Below are 18,133 nucleotides of genomic sequence, written 5' to 3' on the forward strand. Positions count from 1 at the left end.
CTCCTATTTTCTTGCCTTTGATTTGGTTGATTTTGTTTTTGATGCAGTTTTTCTTGTAGTAGTTTTCTTGGTTGTTGCTTTCTTAGCGGTAGATTTCTTTGCTTTTACAATCTTTGTTGTAGATTCTTCAATATTACAATTTTTAGTTTCACATTTTTGCTCATCACATTCACATGATTCACAATTACGTTGTTGTGATTTTCCAAATTCAACAAATGTTGAAACTAAAATGCCTAACCCCATTCCCTTTTTGTCTGCAGTTCCTGCAACATCACAGTGAATATAAGGTACATTGTTGGTAAATTCTTTTAGAAACATTGCTGCAGTATTACAGTCAGATTTTTCATTGTTTGAGTAGTTATTTAAATCAGCAACCAATGATTCTTTATTTGTTTTATTAAAATCTTCATGCAAAGGCATTCTTCATACTTTTTCATGTGCAATTTTTGCTGCGTCTTCAAATTGATGCCAAATTTTACAACTTGTTGCATAAATTCCAGAATATGTTTGGCCCAATGCAGTTAGCATAGTTCCAGTTAATGTTGCAGCATCAATTAGTATTGATGCATTTAATTTTGTAGCACCATAGTAAAGACCATCAGCTAATACCAATCTGCCTTCAGCATCAGTATCTGTAATTTCAACAGTTTTTCCACTCATTGATTTGATTACAGATTCAGGAACAGTTCCATGTGTGTCAATTGCATTATCGGTTAGCATCATAACAGCAGCAACATTGGTTTTTGCATTTAATTCAGCTAGTGCTTTAACGGCATAAGCACAAATAACAGAACCTGACATATCGAATTTCATGCCTTCCATATGATAACCTTTGGTGTTATATCCTCCAGTGTCAAATGTAATTCCTTTTCCTACAAAAACATATTTTTCGTTTGAGTTTGGATTTCCATTGTATTCAATTACAACACAACGTGGTTCATAAGAACTTCCAGCATTAACTGCTAATAATAATCCCATTCCAAGCTTTTTAATTTCTTCTTTTGTTAGAACAGTAACTTTTAATGATTTAACATTAGCAAATTCTTTTTCAATTTCTTTTGCAATATATTCGCTTGTTGCAATATTTGGTGGAGTAATTTGTAAGTTCCTTGCACCATTAATAGCATTTGCAATTACAGATAATTCATTAACAAATTCAAAGTAACTTTTATCTTCTAAGAATAAAGAAATTTGGATGTTATTTTCATCTTTTATTTTTTCTTTAGCAGAATATAGTTTTGCATTGTGGAATGCATCTCTTAAAACAAAAGCTCTTAAAACTTCTTCGATTGTTAATTTATTGTTTGCAAATGATTGAATATCAATTTGATAATTTCTACGTTTAGCTAAAATGATTGAATCAACAACATGTAAAAAATCATAGTAGTTTTCAACATCTTTACTTATAAATATATATGCTTCATTTTCATCTAGAAATTCAGTTATGTAGTTGGGTTTTTTTGCAATTTTACAACATTCATCAGTACATTGTGAACATTCATATTTTGCTTTTAACAAAACTTCATTATTTCTTGATGTTTCGTATTTTGATAACATTATTTTCCTTTCAAAAATTTATTATTATTTAATATTCTATAACAATGCATTTTTTAAATTGCGTTTTGACCAAATTTTGTGAAAGCAAGTTCTTTTGTTTAAATTAATTTTAAATTTACTTAGAAATGCATTATTTTGCAAAAATAGTTAATGTAAATCAACAGAATAAGAAAACACATTTTTCTATTTGTTTTATAATTTATTTGTAATTATATACGCGATAAATAAAAAATTATATTTTTAGAAGGAAATAATGCCAACCATAAATTAAAAATTCTTGCCTTATCTTTAGGCATTGGGGTTGCTGCGACTACGCCTGCAACGATATTGTTTTTCTACTATAGAAACATTTTATATAATTTAAAAATTGAAAACAAAATTGATCTTGAAACAAAAAAGATTAAAAAAATCCCATTTTCAGCATATGAATTTGAAAAAGAATGAAATGAACAAGCATTAAAATTGAATTCTCCAGTTTTTGAAGAATATTTTGACTTAATTACAAATCATAAAGATTTAAAAAATCAACTTAATAATGCAACCATAAGTCTTATATCAGTTGATTTAAACGAAATCAAATTTAAAATCACTTTGCAAAGAACTTTTGGCAAGACAATTTCAAAAGAGTTTACAATTAGAGGATTCAAAGAAATTGATAAAGCCGAAGAAATAAAGAAAATTTATGAATTTGCTGACAAGTTAAAAGCTGAAATTGATGTTTTAGATAAAAACAAATTTGCTTCAGAGGTTAAAACAAGCGATTTAACATCTCCCTCACTACCAAATTGAAGAGATTACATAATTGAATATACACTTAATCCAAATGACAAAACTGGACAACTTAAATTAAAAGCAAAAATTTCATTAAAAAAAGAACCAAGTATAACAACTTCATTTGAAAAAACAATTATTGGATTTAAATTAGATCAATTAGATCCATTGGCAACTTTATGATTTATGCCAAAATCTGAAGTTAATGGATTAAAAGATGTAAACACTATTAAGCAAGCAGTTGACAATGTTAGTGATAAAAAAACTAAATTAAAAGAATATGGACTTTTTGATGAAACAAATTTAAGAGGTGCAAATTATACTGTTACAAAATTAGAATTAATTGCTGCAAATAATATTGAACAATTAAAACTAACTTATGAATTAACTAAAAAAGTTATTGTTGGTAGAGATGAAAAGGGCAACGATATTTTAGAAGATAATACACCTTTAGTTAAAACAATTACTATTTCATTCACAAATGCTATTAAAGCAACATACAAGAAGTTAATGCAAGCACATCTTGCTTCAATTTCAACAAAAATTGCTTCTCATGAAGGATATAATCACAATAAGCTAGCTTCGCAATTTGCTGAAAATGATTGAAAGATTGCTCCATTAGGTGATAAAAATGAATATGGTGTTACTTTAACAAATATTCAAACTTCTGATGTAGAAAGAAAAGTTAAATTAACTTATACAATAGAAACTAAAAAATTATCAACTGGTAATAATGTAAAATTCACAAAGGAATATACCTTAGATGGGTTTAATGAAGATGTTCCTAAAAATGTTGCATCTTTTACAAGAAAAGAGAGTGCAGAAGTAAGTGTACTTAACTTCAATAACTTTTATTATAGAAATAATTCTAAATCATTAGAACTTGTGACTGCAAGTTATGATGGTGCTAGCGACGGGTGACAATTAGATCAATCTTCAATCATTGCGACTTCTTTAGAGAACAACATAATTAAATTTAGTTATAAACTCTACAAAAGTGTTAAAACATTTAGTGGTATAAAAGAAATCACAAAAGATTTTGAAATAAGCATTGATTTTGAGGGAATTGTAGATAAAAACACTGAAAAGGAACGAATACTACAAGTTTATTATAATAATGGATTTAATATTTCTTATGAAGGCGCAAAGCCTATGATTGATAGGGTGAACATTGATAAATTTAAACTTGATAACAAATCAGACTGAAAATACTATAGAGTAAGTTTTGATGAACATTTAGTAAATTACAACTATTTACAAGGTTATTTATTTGTTAAGGCTAACATCAGAGATAAAAAGAATGATAGTAATTTATGTGTAACGAATGATACTAAGATAGATGGTTTTAAACCATATGATTATGAAGGTAATAATCCTATCAAACAGTGAAATAATTTTAGTAGTTTAATTACCAATGATGACAAATTGTATAGTACAAATTTTGTCATTAGCAAGTATTTTAAAACATTGACTTCTGAAGGAATTATTAATTCTTTAAAATCTATTCTTAAAAATAATGGCGAATTTGATCCAACATTTAACTATGAGTTTCTTAAAGGCGAAAATAACACTTTCATTAATGAATATTCATCAGGAACATTGACATTTCTTAAATTAAAAATAAAAAGAGATATTCCAGCAGCAACTTCATATTTCGATACGACTAAAAGCGAATGAGCAAAAGAAATTAGTCCTACTTTAGATTTTGTTAGTTTATTTAGGAATAATTTAGAAAGAAATTATCAATCAATATTTAGTGCATTAACAATAGATGCTAATAAATTCCTCACATTAAATTCTAGTTCTTTTGCATCTAATATGACTTATAATAGTATATCTGATTCAATGAACTTTGGCGATGTACAATTATCACCTTCTAACTATTACAGTACTTTAAAATATGAGTGGGAATTATATCCAAATGATTACACAGGAAAATTGATATATAGATTTAGATTTAAACCTGGATATAATTCTAATAAACCTTTTACAGACTGAAAACAATTTAATTTAGAGGTTGGATATAAATATGTTCCCACACATAAATATAATGTTACAACAACAATGTCAATACATAAAGACGCAGATGCGTACCAATTAGGCCTTGACCTTTTAAAATTAAAAAATCAAACAATTTCGGTTTCGGACCTTTCTACTAAATACAAAATACGTACCAATATATATGCCCCTGGAAATTATGAAAAAGAATCAAATTGATATACATGGCCAAACTTAACATTCACGATAATTGATGCAGAAAATTATTTGGACGCTGACAACAAGTGGCAAATCAGAATTAAATTTAAATTTAGACATAGAGTATATAACTATAATGGTATTCAAAGTGGCAAACATTATGGTATAGGGGAATCTAACGAAATATCAACCGAAATATATAGACATAATGATTAACAGTTAAAAAAATAGACAGAGTTTGTCTATTTTTTTTCACTTATTTTTGTGCTTCAATCAATTGTGGTCTTTTTTAGTGAAATAAGTTTGTCATTAATTTTTTTAAAAATATGTGAATCTTTAAAACCTTGTGCATAGCCTAAAGGTGAGGGATGAGAAGTCGCAATTGCATATTGGTTTGACAAATTAACTTGCCTTAACAAGTTTTTTGCAACATTGCCAAACGCAACATAAATGATATGCGAATAATGTTTATTAATTTTATTTAGTAAATTGATTACAAAAGTATCTCAATTATATTTTTTATGAGACATAGGGTTATAAGCTTCTACTGTTAAACTAGAATTTACAAGTAAAACACCTTGATTTTTTCAATATGTTAAATCATTAGTTTCAAAATTTGTATCAGGATAATCTTTTTTAATTTCAGTAAATATATTTTTAAGAGACATTGGGGTTTTGTCAATATCGCAAGAAAAAGCTAAACCATTTGCCATATTAGGCAAATAATAAGGATCTTGACCAACAATTACTATCTTTAAATTATCATAATCAAAATTTTCAAAGGTAGCAAAAATCTTGTCTTTTGGAGGATAAACTATAGACTTGCTATTATAAATTTCATCAATCAAATTTAAATAATGAGTTTGCGTTCGCAAAAATTCTCTGAAATTAAATTTCATGTTTAACTTTCTTTTTACCTTCAAATTGGTATTCAATTAAATATAATTTTCCATTTGCAAAATTTAAGGTTAGAGGTGTAGAAATTTTACTTTTAGTTGCACGGAAAATTTTAAGTCTTTTACCATTAATTAGTATAAAAGCACCAGGTTGGTCATTAAATGCTTTAATTTTTGCTAAAGCCTTATCACAAGAATCAGTTAAAAATAATTGAGCCTCTTCATTTTGAATTTTAGGTGCTAATGTAGCAAGCGATTCATCTTGTTTTCTTGGAAAGATATTGTTATTGTAAATATTAATAAGTCAAGTTGGCAAATTATCAATTGCTAATTTAGCAAGTTTGTCAAATATTTCTAATGCAGTATCATTTTCTTCAATCTTAATTTTTGCAACATTGATAATATCTCCAGCATCCATTTTGTCAATCATATAAATTAAAGAAATTCCTGTTTCTTTTTCATTATTTAACAATGCGTGTTGGATAGGTGCAGCTCCGCGATATTTTTCTAATAAACTACCATGGACGTTAATTGATGCTTTTTTAGCTAAATTTAAAATACTATTAGGAATAAATTGACCAAATGCAGCGGTCATAAAAAAATCAAAATCAAGCTTTGATAAATCATCGTAAATTTCTTTAATTTTTGCAGGTTGGAATAATTTAATATGATATTTTTCTGCCAATTTAGCAACTTCGGTTTTTATTAAATTATTATTTCGATCATAAGCTTTGTTAGGTTGACTTATTAAAGCAATGACTTCAAAATTTTTATTTAAGATTAAACTCTCAAATATTTGACTTGAAAAATGTCCTGTGCCTGCCAATATTAATTTAATTTTGTTTGATTGTTTCATATTAACTCCTATCCTTATTTTTTGTTAATTAATACAACAGCAATTAATATTAAAATTAAAAGAGTTGTAATAAAAATGCTTGATACTATTTGTCTTGTACTTTTTTTCACATGTTTAATTTTCTTGTTTAATTCTTTATTTAATGTTTCAAACATTTGTCTTTCGTACTCTTTACGTCTTTGCGGGTCTAATAAAATAAATTTAGCTTGAAGGCAAAAGTTTTTCACAATTTTTTGATTAGTTTCACTTTTGTTTTGTTCATCTTTTAAGCGTTTGTCTAAAATGTTTTCAATTTCTGAAGGTAATGTATTTTGAGTAATGTTTAGGATATCATGCAATCAAAAATAATGATCTTTTATATCTACAAACATTTGAAGCATATACATATATCTTTCAAATGCATTATCAGTTTGTCTAATATATTTTATTGAGTGATAAATTGCTTTCCAATATACAACATCTTTATCAATATGATAAGCCTCACTATATTTGCTATTGATACGTGCAATCAACTTTTCAAAATAAACAGTATACTTTAAATTAAACAAATTATAAAAATCAACGAATTTACCATCCTCATTAATAAATGGTGTCCAAATACTATTTTTTGAATCTATATGTTTAAAATAACCATCTTTTTGTTCATCATAATTTGAAATTAAAAAATCATACATTGTTTTTAATTTTGCAAGTTTTTTATCCAAAACATTAGGTTCATTATTTTCATGAACATATGTTAAAACAATATTGTCATATGCATTTTTTATTTCTTGCTTAGTTGCATCAATTTGAATATGTAACTTATCACAATAAAACCTATATTTATCATTATTCATATAATATAAATGTTATCACATTAAGTAATGCGACATAAGTCATTATTGGACCCGTAAAATTTCAGTATGTTGATTAGCTATTCAAAAATCAACTCCATAATTATTTTAACACATTATTTTTACGTTCGGTAAATTTTATTTTTTCCTTTACGCATGCGCCCCCCCTTTTTTAAAGGCAAGATAAGGGTTTGCGCCAACCTCCTAACCGGAGAGCAAACTTTATCTTGTTATTTCTATTTATAGAAATAAAAAAAGAGTATAAAAACAGAGCGTTTTGCACCACATTTTTAAATTTGTCATTTTTTTACGACCCATTTGTATACACAAAAAAGTATTATATATTTTAATATATAATAAAAGTATCATTTTTGACACCAAGATTGTTAAAAATTATGACTATAGAAAAAATGCTAAAAAAATATAGTAGCTTGTCCTTTTAATAAATTATTGTAAATAACTTTGATTTTTACATTTCTAAATGAGAATATTGAGTATCTTTTCGATACATTTGACTTAAATGAATGACATACAAAATGCTCTGTATGACTACTAAAATTGATGTCATTATTAAATATTCCTTCAGCATTTTTTATAATGTATCTAAAGAAATTATTAGCTAATAATTTTAAATTTTTAGGGAGATTTTGCTTCCTTGATTCAATTTGAAACTGCTCCATAATTTCTAAAAATACATTAAAATTATTTCCTTTTTGTATTGCAAAATCGAACAAATCTTTTCACCCATATTTATAGTATTTTGAGTATCAATTTTTGTAGTGTTTTTTAATTTCTTTAGGTGCAAATTTACTAAACCCAAATGTATTATTTATTTTGTGTTTTATGTGAAAAAGATCTAAAGAAAAACTAGCTTTTATTTCTTTTGAAATTTGCCTCATTCATGGTGCTCCATCTCCGTTTAGAATTAAATTTTTATTACTAGAATTTAATATGTTTAATTGTTTTTTAATATTAGAAATTACATAATTTAAATCATTATTTTCTGTTATTTTTTCATTACATTTTTTAGTAAAAAATAAGCATAAAATATTTGATAATTTGTTATTGTTTTTAGTATGTAAAATAGCTTCTCTAATTCTTAGTTTTTCATTCGATTTTTTATCTTGTATTTTTATAAATAAATCATCCATTTCAACAAATAAATTATTATGTTTTTCCTGTTGCAATTCTTGTCTGATTTCGTTAATTCTAAATGCATTTAATTGTTCAATTTCTTTATCAATTTTGTACTTTTTAATAAAGTGTTGAATCATTTGTTTAGAAGGTCATATATGCATCAAAAATGCTGGTGGATTTTTATTTTCTAGATATAACATTATTGATAATTTAACAATATCATATTGGTATTTAGAGTGATTAAATTCTTTAAAAAAATTGTCATGATAATATGTAAATCTTATTAGTTTATTTGTTTTATCTCTATATTCATACATTGTTAAATTTAATGTAAAAACTCCAGCAATAGTAATATATTTTCTTGTCATTCTTCGAAATATTTTTCATTCTGGGTGCAAAGTTTTTCTTACAATAGTTCTAAAGATTTCTTCACTTTTATTTATTTCATTAATTTTTTCTTGATAAAGCTTTTGCGTAAATGATATGTTTTTATCAAATATGTTTCGTTCTAATATATTCATTTTTTTCTCTCCTTAAAAAATAAAAAAACTATCACAACAAAGTGATAGCTATTAATAATGTTGCATTTGCATATTTTTTAATTTGTCTTCTTCAATTGCTTTTAGAATTAATTCTCTTTTTTTCGTAATTTTAAATTCTTTATCAATTTGAATTTTTTCGACAATTAAACCAATTAAATAAAAGAAAAGTAAGAATTAGTGAAAATAGTAGTTTTTTTAAATCATTAACTAAACAAGAAAAAGATAATTTTAATAATAAATATCGCCTTGAAGTTGCCTATCAAAGAAACGATGATTTTAGTATTACTTTTGAAATATTTTTAGTACCAAAAGATAATGATTATCATGAAAAAAATATAAAAGATTATTTTTACTATTTAGGCCCTAAAACACTAAAATTAACTAATTTTAAGAATCATGATGAAATAAAGAAACAAAAAGAAAAAACTAGAAAAACATGAACAATTTTGCAAATTACTATTCCAACAATTGCTATTATTGGAATTTTATCTTATATCATTATCAGGATAATTATTAAGAAAAGAAAGGGGTTAAGATATGGAAAATAATGATTTATTAATTTTTAAAGTTACCAATAATAAAAAACCTATTATTTTTTCTGATGTAGATGGAACTTTATATAACGATTTTAATATTCTTGATGAAACTAAAAAAGATATTTCTTTTGCTCAAAAAAATATGGCAGATTTTAACATTTGCACAGGAAACCCTGTTTTTGAACGAATGCTAAATGTATCTAATGAAGTAAATGCTAATTATTTGATAGCTTCATCGGGTTCACAAATTTATGATTTAAAGCAAAATAAAATTATTAAAACTTGACCGATGTCTTTTGAAAATTTAAAAAAAATCTTAGATTTCATTAAAAATGAAGATGTTCAAATGTTATTTTGAGATAATGAAAATTATTATTTTACTAATGAAAACTATTATCGTAATAATGAGATAATTTTGCACCATTTTCTTAATATTGATTCAATTCAATTAATAAAAATGCTAAAAAATATAATAATGAGGAAATAATGCCTTTAAAAATTGAAATTTATGGTCAAAAGGATTTATTAAAAAGAAAAGAAGTAAATGAAAGATTGCTTGTTAAATTAAAAACTCTTGATAATATTTCTATTTTTAGTGTGGGTAGTCATCTTGAAATTTTATTTAAAAATATTACTAAAGCTTCTGCTATTAGTTGAATGGCTAATAACATTTATTCTTGTTCTATAAATGATGTAATGGCAATAAGAGATGGTAATAATGATCTTGATATGTTAAGTTGGTTTTTCATATGCTATGGCAAATGCTAATCAAGAAGTTCTTAAGATTGCTAAATTTTTTACAAGTGCTGTAGAACAAAACGGTTTAGGAGAAGCCATTATTGATTATTTATATCGTTTAAAAAATATTACTAGGAAGTATATGTTACATAATTTTAATGAAAAAGATTAATACTATAAAATTTAAGATAGTAAAGAAAAGAGGAAAAATGTTTTACAAAACAAGACTAGGAAAAAATTATATTGTAAGTGCAAAAGTTGCTAATAAAGTTGATAATATTTTTACAAGCAAAATAGAAAAAATATCAGTATCACCTTTATTTAAATTGGATAATTTTTGAGTTGTTTTAAGTGACAATAATACTTTTAATAATTTGGCAACTAACTTAATTTGTTTACTAGGCATTAGCGAAAATGATATACATTGATGATTTACTTTAAATAATAAAAAAATCGTACTTAATAAAAAATTAAATTTAGATCAGTTATTATCAAATAATCACATTGAAAATTCTAATATTTTAGAAACATACTTTGCTTTAGCAAATCAAAAAGAATTAGCGATTAAATTTAATGCCATTCTTTCTTCGGGGGCATTATTTGCTTTAGATTTAATGATCAACATTGATAAAAGAAATTTACAATATCAAAATTTTAATGATAATAGCGATTTATATGAAATGGTTATTTATTCAGATCGTGTCAAAAAAATTGTTGATTGAAATCTTAATTTAGTAAATGAAAGTGAAAATTTAATTGGTAATGATTTTAAAAACTTATTTTACGAAAAACATAATCCTAAAATTGATACTAGACATTCAACACTAGAAAAGTTTTATGATAAATTTGCTAATCTAGATTTTCATAGTACTTATTTACCAATTGAAACAAGAAGCAGTATAGATGATTACCCATTTTTTGAATTAATGACTTTTGATGAAGACGGTGATGAAGACGGTGATGAAGCAATTGAAGATAATGATAGTTTACTAGAAGATTATGAAATGTTAACTAATGACCTTGAATTTAAAGAAGCTTACAAAATATTTAAGCAAATGTATTTAGTAAATAAAGGTAAAAAAATTGATACTTCAAATGTTAATGAATTAGCCAAAAATGTTGCTAAAGCTGCTAATCCAGATGAAATTTTTGAACAAATTTATAAAATTGCTAATGAAATGGGTGTTAGCGAAAATGAAATGCAAGATTATTTAGAAGAAGCTATGAAACAAGTTTCTGATGGTGCACTTTTAGATAACAATGCTAAATAAAACATTATGAAAATTTTAAAAGATAGTGTAGAAAAAAGAACAACAAAAAAAATCAAAAAATAAAAATAATTCTTCTTCAGATAATAAAAAAGATGATAAAGATGGTGACCTTCGAGAAGTAAACTAATGTATAATTCAAATGTGAAAAAAACATATTATTTTAGAAATAAAGATATTGATTGCTTTTCTTTTATTTATGATGCCGAAAATAATAAAATAATTTCTTTTAAGAAACTAGAAGGTTTCAATTTTATTATTCCTTATTTAAAAATAGATAATCTTGAAATATTAAAAGAATATTTACTTTTTGATCGTCCTATTCCTTATTCAAGAAAAAACTTTAATGTTCTTTTTCTAAAAGATTATGACATTTTTAAACTATATAATACTAATTTTGGTTTAAATTTAGATGATACTTTTTGAATAGTAAGCGAAGATAAAAAAGATTTAAAATGAAATAAAGTTAATTTTTTATAAAAATTTTCATAACGATTTCTCGCTAGAAATGTTAAGTGATGATAAACCTTTAAATTTAAATAATACAACTGAAATATTTTTACCAAGTAGCCCTGATTTATTTACAAATGGTGAACTTAAAAAAACATGAAAAAAAGTAAATAAAAAAATTTATTTATATAAATCATCTTCAATTTCTAACCAAAATATTCAATATTATGAACCATTTGCAGAATATTTAGCTTCTCAAGTAGCAGCTTTATTATTTAATGATTATGTTAAGTATGATTTAATATTAGAAAATAATTTAATTCTTAATACTTGCAAGATTTTTACTTCTGAAAATGTTAGTTATTTGCCTTTTTCTTATGCTTTTATGCCCAATGATTATTTAGATAAAAATATTTTAGAAGAAAAAATAAAAGATGCCTATGGAGAAGAACAATTTGAAGATTTAATGTTATTTGACGCATTAATTTTAAATATTGATCGTCACCTTGGAAATTTTGGTTTATTAGTATCATCTAATACCCAAGAAAAAATAAAAAATGCTCCGATTTTTGATAATGGCAAAAGTTTGATTTTTGATTTTAAAACATATCAAGGAAAAGTAGGAAAATGCATTTAAATAATTATTCTTCCCGACCTTCTAAAATGTGCCAAAGTTTAGATTATCAATTAGAAAAATTTCTTTTTAAAAGACATATTAGTTGAATTCAAAAATTAGAAAAATTTGAGTTTAAAAATTCAAGTAATGTTACTATCGATAAAAATTATTTTAAGTTTATTAAGAAACTTTTTAAACAAAGAATTATTTTGTTAAAAAAAATTTATCAAAAAAAATTTGGAGTCGATTAATTTTACAGTTTGGCTATGCACTTCTTTATTCTTATATTAAGAATATTAATGGTATAGTTTAAGGCATGAAACTCGCAAATTTTATTAATGAAAATAATGAGACTATATTTGAGGCTCATAATATTTTTAAGTCCATAAAAAATAAAATTTTGTTAGATAATGTTACATTTAAATTAGTTAAAAAATCTTTTCATGTAATTATTGGGCATAATGGTGCTGGTAAGTCCACATTGATTAATATTTGTACTGGTAATGATAAAAATTATAATGGCGATATTTATTTTAAAAACGAAGATATTAATTTAGTTAAAATAAGAAAAAGTTTTTTATATTTTAATACGAATCTTTCATTCCCTATTTGATGAAATGTATTAGAGTATATTAAAAACTTTTCTTATTTTTTTAATAATCAAATTTTATCTACAAGAAAAATAATTGATAAATTAACTGAATATGAACTAGAAGATAAAGCTAAGTCTAATCCTAATTCTCTTTCATCTGGTGAAAAGAAAAAATTACCAATAATCTTAATAGAATTATTGAAACCAGAACTTGTTTTTTTAGATGAACCTGATTCAAATTTAGATATTGATGCTAGAAAATTTATTTATCAAAAACTAAGAAACATTGCTAATGAAGGTAGTTCTATTTTTATTTCCAGTCATTATAATAATGAAGTTAAAGACTATGCTGATTATGTTACTTTTCTTAAAAAAGGAAAAGTTATTAACTCTAATAATATTGAAAATTTCAAAAGTTTTAATAACGAACCTAATAACTTAATTGAAAATAGGGGAGATGAGTAATATGAAAAGCTTATATAAAAATCATAGTGTTTACTTTTCCAAAAACAAAATTTTAATGTCCTTAGTAACTATTTTATTTTTAAGTTCATTTGCCGTAGCGCCATTTTTTCTTAATCAATCATTACTATATAACTATAATTGATTAACTTACTTTATTGTTTATACAATCGTTATTTTACTTTCATTAACCTTGTGTCATTTCTTTTTAATATCATCTAAGAAAAATCAATATGACCAAATCTTAAATTCACTTTATTCTAATAGTAGGAAGATTTTTATTTCAAAATACTTATTTTTACTTACTGCTTTTAGTTTATTAAGTTTTCTAATTGCTATTGTAACAACATTATTTATGTTTATTACTTTTAAAAACAATCCTTATAATTTTCTTTACTTTTTTGCAATACTTTTAAGTAGTTTTATTGTTTTTAATGCGTTCTTTTGAATATTTTCTTTATTTAGTAGTTTTTCAAAAAACTTAATTTATAAAAATATTGCTAATGTTTCTCTAGGAATATTATTAGTTTTTCCTATTGTTTTAGTTAAAAGTTTTTTACCTAAAGTAAATGAAAATAAATCTTTTTCTCAAATTATGAAAATTACTGAAATTTCAAAAAATAAAATAAATAAAGATTACTATGTTGCTAAAAATTATCAAGATTTAAATAATAGTTCTAATTTTAACTTTGATTTAATTAATACTTTTTACTTTATTCCAATTACATTATTTAACAAAATTATGGCAAAAAATTATGATGTTTCAAAGTTTAGTAATGCTAGATTTTCAACTTATTTTATAGATAATGTTGTTAAAAATAAAGAATGAAATAATAGTAGTGACTATTTTATTTACGATTTAAATACTAAACCACTTGTTTCTTATAACAATAATGAATTACTAAAACTAATTACTAAAGAAATATATAAAAAAGTTGATAGTCAAGAAATTATTGCAAAAGTAAGAAACATTATTAATAAATTAGAATGAAAAAGGGCTAGTCTTTTGCCAGAAGAAATTAATTTAATTGAGTTATTATCAGGAAAAAATAATAAGAATATTCAATATTTAAGACGCGATTGAAAATATTTTTTGGCAAATAATAATCAATTACAAAATTTGATAATTAATAATTTAAATTTAGATTTTTGAAATTTATTAAATGAATTTTATAATGTTTACTCTTTTAATGCCTATTTAAATATAGATATAAAAGGAGCAAATTTCTATTTTGAGAAAATTATTACTACTAATAATGAATATGATTTAAAAAATAAAATTAATGGTATCGATAAAGAATACTTAAAAAACCATTTTATCTATTTTTCAAACAATAAAGTTTTCTTTAATAATTATAAATTATCTAGATTTTCAATTAGTTTAGATAATTTTAAAAAAGTATTTAAATCTATAAATAATCAAGATGATTGAGCAAAATTTATTGATGAAAATGCTTTTTCGTTAGAAAAAATTAATAATATTCTTGAAAGCATTTATTCATTTAGTAATGAATTTAATAATATAGAGAAAATTGAACTTTTACCTAATTCTTCTATTACTAAATATTATAAAGACATCCTCATTCCGACTTTAATGTCAGATACAAGTCTCAATTTGGTTTACACTTTTTTAGTTTTATTAATGAAAATGATTACAATGCCTTTAACTATATTTAAAGCAATAAAAGGAGAAATATAATGAAAAGGAGTTATAAGATTACTAGCATTTTATTAGGAACATTGTTACCTGTCACTATTATTCCTAGTGTTATTACGATAGCAATGTTAAGTAAAAAAAGTTTATCTGACAAAGGATTTTATTTTAATAATAATTTCTTTGCTAATTTTTTAGCATTTGAAAATCACATAAAAAACGAAATTAAAGAAATAGTTAAATATGATGAAAAAACAATTTATTATGCCAACAATATTAATAAACAATTTGATTCAGAAATGAGCTTAAATAAATTTTTATATAATAGCATTAAAAGTCATGATGTTAATTTATTAAAAAATAGTGAATTATATGAAAATAATTCTAATTTACCATTAACAAGCAAACAACTAAATGAAATTGATTTTAATAATTTAGATCATAATGTAAGAGCTTATTTAGGAAAAGATAACGTTGCTTATGAAACTGAAGAAGAAGCAAAACTTTCATATGTTAATAGCGCCCAATTTTATAAATTTAACAATAAATATTATGCTAGCAAAGAAAGTATTATTAATGAACTTATCTTAAATTACAACAATATTAAAAGTCATTATTCTACAGAAAACGAACAATTAGCAGAGTTAAAGAAAATATACAACTTAGAAGAAACTGATTTTACAAGATTTAATGCTCCTAATGGTGTAGTTTCTAACGTTAATTTTAATGAAAATGGAACTTTAAATACAGATTTACTTAAAAGATTTATTAATAATAATGTTAAAAAGTATATTAGATGAGAAGGTAAAATTTATGAAATTGAAGACTTTATTCAAAATCAGTTTAGTAAATTAAAATGAAAAAATTCACCAATTATTAAAGTCGAATCAACTAAAGGAAATAAAAAATATTTAGTTGATGTTGACAAAACTGAAGATGCCAATTTTTATGGTGATTATATTTTAACTTCTCCTAGCGATGATATTAGAGATTTTAGAAATCATAGTAAATGGTCAAAAAGAAAAAGAAACGAAAATATTATTGATTATCGCGACTCTATTTATAAAGAAATTGTTAATAAATTTGTATCTAATTTAATGATGACAGTTAATAATTATTTATTAGATAAAAAAATAAAAGAAGATGAAAGTAAAAAAGAAGAATTACTAAATAAATTTCATAATAATTTTTCAATTTTTAACTTTTTACCTTTAATAGATGAGGCCGAAATTTTAAAAAATCATTTAAAAGCACTTCATATTAATGAAGCTAAGCATTCAAATCTCTGAGAAAAATTTGAAGATATTATTAAACTTATGAAAAATGGTAAAAGAGGAACGTTCTTTAATCAATTAAATGTTTTATACTTTTCGGGATTAGCATATTTTGCTAAATATAATGCTTCTAATACTCTTGTTTCATTATTTAAAAAATATTTTAGAAATTTAATTAGCAAAATGAATGAATATTTAAATGATGCTCTAGGCGATTTATATACTACTAAAGATGGCAATAAAATTGACTTAGTAAAGGCATATAATTTAGATGATTATTCTTTAGATTTAGATGTAAATAATGACTTCTTTATTAGTCATTTAGCAAATAATGATAATGTTGTTAATGCTATAAGTACCATTAATTTAGCGGCTTCAAATGCTATGAATACTTCTTCATTATTGCCTTTTAACGATTCTGCTTTATTAAGAAAAGAAATTTCAAAAAATGTTTATGATAAATTAGAAAAATTGTATGATAAATATTCTTTAAGATCAAAAGAAGAATCGAACTATATTTTTGATAATAATGAAGGCGAATATAAAATTAATAAGATTGGTGATGAAAGTCGTATAGCATCACACGCCTTACAATATTATAATTATCAATCTGCTGAATCAATGAATAATTACTTAAGAAATGATTTCTTAAATAGTTTAGCTAACATTGATTATTCAAAACATGTAAGTAATAAGAGAATCATGAAAAATTATAAATTCGGTTTTGATTATTATAAACAAGTAGCAATCGAATATCATAAAGAACATGGTGCTTCTTCTTGGGATTTAGAACAACTTAGCAATTTAAATTATGAAAATCCAGATGACATAAAACCATTACAAAATTCAATAAAAAGTATTAAAAAGAAAGATTTAAAAAAATATATTAACTCAAAAACAATGACAGGACACAAACTTGAATTAAGTGGGTTAGTATATAAAGAGCAAAAAGCCAATGTTTTAAGCAAAATTAATTCTGCTGTAAAAATAGCTGGTGGACTTATGCAAACTGCAGGTTCAATTAGTCAATTATGTTTTGCAGTTCAATCGGCTGGATTAAATCAAACACTAAATATTATTAAATCTGTTCAAGGTTTATTTGGAGGGATTTTAGGAACGCTTTCAAGTTTACCGGGAGTTGCTATAGCAGCAGCTGCTATTGATATATTGTTTACCATTATTACACAATTAATAGGTGAAAAAACTCAATACGATTATGTCTATAGCCAAACAGGGAATCCTAAATCTCAATATATATGAGATGGAGGAATTACTACCTCTAGACTTTGAGGCTTTTGAAAAACTGAAGATGCTACTATTAGTAAAGCAAAATTATTAGATCCAATTCAATTTATGCCTGAATTTAGTACTAGTTATTATTACTATAATGGTAAAAAATATAAAGATCATCAAACTGGTGTCCTAGAAAAAGACTTAATTTATGACATTTTAACCGATAATGATCAAGAATTTATGAAAGCTAATAATTTAGAATATGTTTATTCCTTTGAAAATACTTCAAAAGGAGAAAGTAATCGTTATTTTGCTAAAATGGCAGATTTAGAGAATCAATTACTTGCTAATAATGCTGAAAAATTAAATGAATGATACAAATCATCTTCTGGATATGTAAGTATATTAGGTAAAAATAAGCATATTGTTAATATTAAAGATTTATTTGAAAAATTAAAAGAAGCAATTTCTCATGATTTAAGAGCAACATTATTAATGTAACTACCAAAATTAAATCATGAG

General features: G+C 23.9%; 14 protein-coding genes and 1 pseudogene. 10 read left to right on the top strand and 5 right to left on the bottom strand.

Annotation, left to right across the window (positions count from 1 at the left end; translation table 4 throughout):
- Window positions 1-3: 3 nt before the first annotated feature.
- Window positions 4-1,557, bottom strand: coding sequence for a M17 family metallopeptidase (locus EXC60_RS02375; protein WP_024544296.1), 1,554 nt, complete (start codon window positions 1,555-1,557; stop codon window positions 4-6).
- Between the two features lie 327 nt (window positions 1,558-1,884).
- Between EXC60_RS02375 and EXC60_RS06660 the strand changes: the two genes are divergently transcribed.
- Window positions 1,885-4,740 (top strand): lipoprotein 17-related variable surface protein, encoded by a 2,856-nt coding sequence (locus EXC60_RS06660; protein ID WP_024544295.1) that lies wholly within the window; start codon window positions 1,885-1,887, stop codon window positions 4,738-4,740.
- A 26-nt stretch (window positions 4,741-4,766) separates the two neighbouring features.
- Here the strand turns inward: EXC60_RS06660 and EXC60_RS06665 are convergent, their stop codons facing one another.
- The 4 genes from EXC60_RS06665 to EXC60_RS06675 all read right to left on the bottom strand — a co-directional run bounded on the left by EXC60_RS06665 (window position 4,767) and on the right by EXC60_RS06675 (window position 8,767).
- The gene (locus EXC60_RS06665) at window positions 4,767-5,423 is read right to left on the bottom strand and encodes a uracil-DNA glycosylase (RefSeq protein WP_024544294.1); all 657 of its coding nucleotides are present in this window, start codon (window positions 5,421-5,423) and stop codon (window positions 4,767-4,769) included.
- Window positions 5,413-6,276, bottom strand: a complete 864-nt coding sequence (locus EXC60_RS02390; RefSeq protein WP_024544293.1) for a methionyl-tRNA formyltransferase — start codon at window positions 6,274-6,276, stop codon at window positions 5,413-5,415. Before EXC60_RS02390 ends, EXC60_RS06665 begins: the two co-directional genes overlap by 11 nt.
- Window positions 6,277-6,290: 14 nt before the next feature.
- Complete coding sequence (locus EXC60_RS06670) at window positions 6,291-7,112, bottom strand: hypothetical protein (RefSeq protein ID WP_024544292.1); 822 nt, start codon at window positions 7,110-7,112, stop codon at window positions 6,291-6,293.
- Between the two features lie 410 nt (window positions 7,113-7,522).
- Window positions 7,523-8,767, bottom strand: a complete 1,245-nt coding sequence (locus EXC60_RS06675) for an Mbov_0401 family ICE element transposase-like protein (protein ID WP_024544291.1) — start codon at window positions 8,765-8,767, stop codon at window positions 7,523-7,525.
- 558 nt (window positions 8,768-9,325) lie between these two features.
- Between EXC60_RS06675 and EXC60_RS07025 the strand changes: the two genes are divergently transcribed.
- From EXC60_RS07025 to EXC60_RS06705, 9 genes and pseudogenes are all read left to right on the top strand, one after another.
- A complete protein-coding gene (locus EXC60_RS07025) occupies window positions 9,326-9,811 on the top strand; it encodes an HAD hydrolase family protein (RefSeq protein ID WP_029670622.1) in 486 nt (161 codons plus the stop codon).
- Window positions 9,811-10,234 (top strand): annotated as a pseudogene (locus tag EXC60_RS07030) (HAD family hydrolase). Before EXC60_RS07025 ends, EXC60_RS07030 begins: the two are co-directional and overlap by 1 nt.
- A 37-nt stretch (window positions 10,235-10,271) precedes the next feature.
- Entirely contained in the window at window positions 10,272-11,333 is a 1,062-nt protein-coding gene (locus tag EXC60_RS06685) for a hypothetical protein (RefSeq protein ID WP_129619915.1), read from the top strand.
- Between the two features lie 126 nt (window positions 11,334-11,459).
- Window positions 11,460-11,810, top strand: coding sequence for a hypothetical protein (locus EXC60_RS02420; RefSeq protein WP_024544289.1), 351 nt, complete (start codon window positions 11,460-11,462; stop codon window positions 11,808-11,810).
- A gap of 28 nt (window positions 11,811-11,838) precedes the next feature.
- A complete protein-coding gene (locus tag EXC60_RS06690; protein WP_024544288.1) occupies window positions 11,839-12,417 on the top strand; it encodes a HipA domain-containing protein in 579 nt (192 codons plus the stop codon).
- On the top strand, window positions 12,408-12,647 hold the full coding sequence (locus EXC60_RS06695) for a hypothetical protein (RefSeq protein ID WP_024544287.1): 240 nt from the start codon (window positions 12,408-12,410) through the stop codon (window positions 12,645-12,647). The genes EXC60_RS06690 and EXC60_RS06695 overlap by 10 nt, the downstream gene beginning before the upstream one ends.
- Before the next feature lie 65 nt (window positions 12,648-12,712).
- Complete coding sequence (locus EXC60_RS02435; RefSeq protein WP_024544286.1) at window positions 12,713-13,453, top strand: ATP-binding cassette domain-containing protein; 741 nt, start codon at window positions 12,713-12,715, stop codon at window positions 13,451-13,453.
- Between the two features lies 1 nt (window position 13,454).
- Window positions 13,455-15,149 (top strand): ABC transporter permease, encoded by a 1,695-nt coding sequence (locus EXC60_RS06700; protein ID WP_036456604.1) that lies wholly within the window; start codon window positions 13,455-13,457, stop codon window positions 15,147-15,149.
- Window positions 15,149-18,112, top strand: coding sequence for a hypothetical protein (locus EXC60_RS06705; protein ID WP_024544284.1), 2,964 nt, complete (start codon window positions 15,149-15,151; stop codon window positions 18,110-18,112). The genes EXC60_RS06700 and EXC60_RS06705 overlap by 1 nt, the downstream gene beginning before the upstream one ends.
- Window positions 18,113-18,133: the final 21 nt, after the last annotated feature.

The sequence above is a fragment of the Metamycoplasma salivarium genome (assembly GCF_900660445.2).
GTDB classification, from domain to species: Bacteria; Bacillota_I; Bacilli_A; order Mycoplasmatales; family Metamycoplasmataceae; genus Metamycoplasma; species Metamycoplasma salivarium.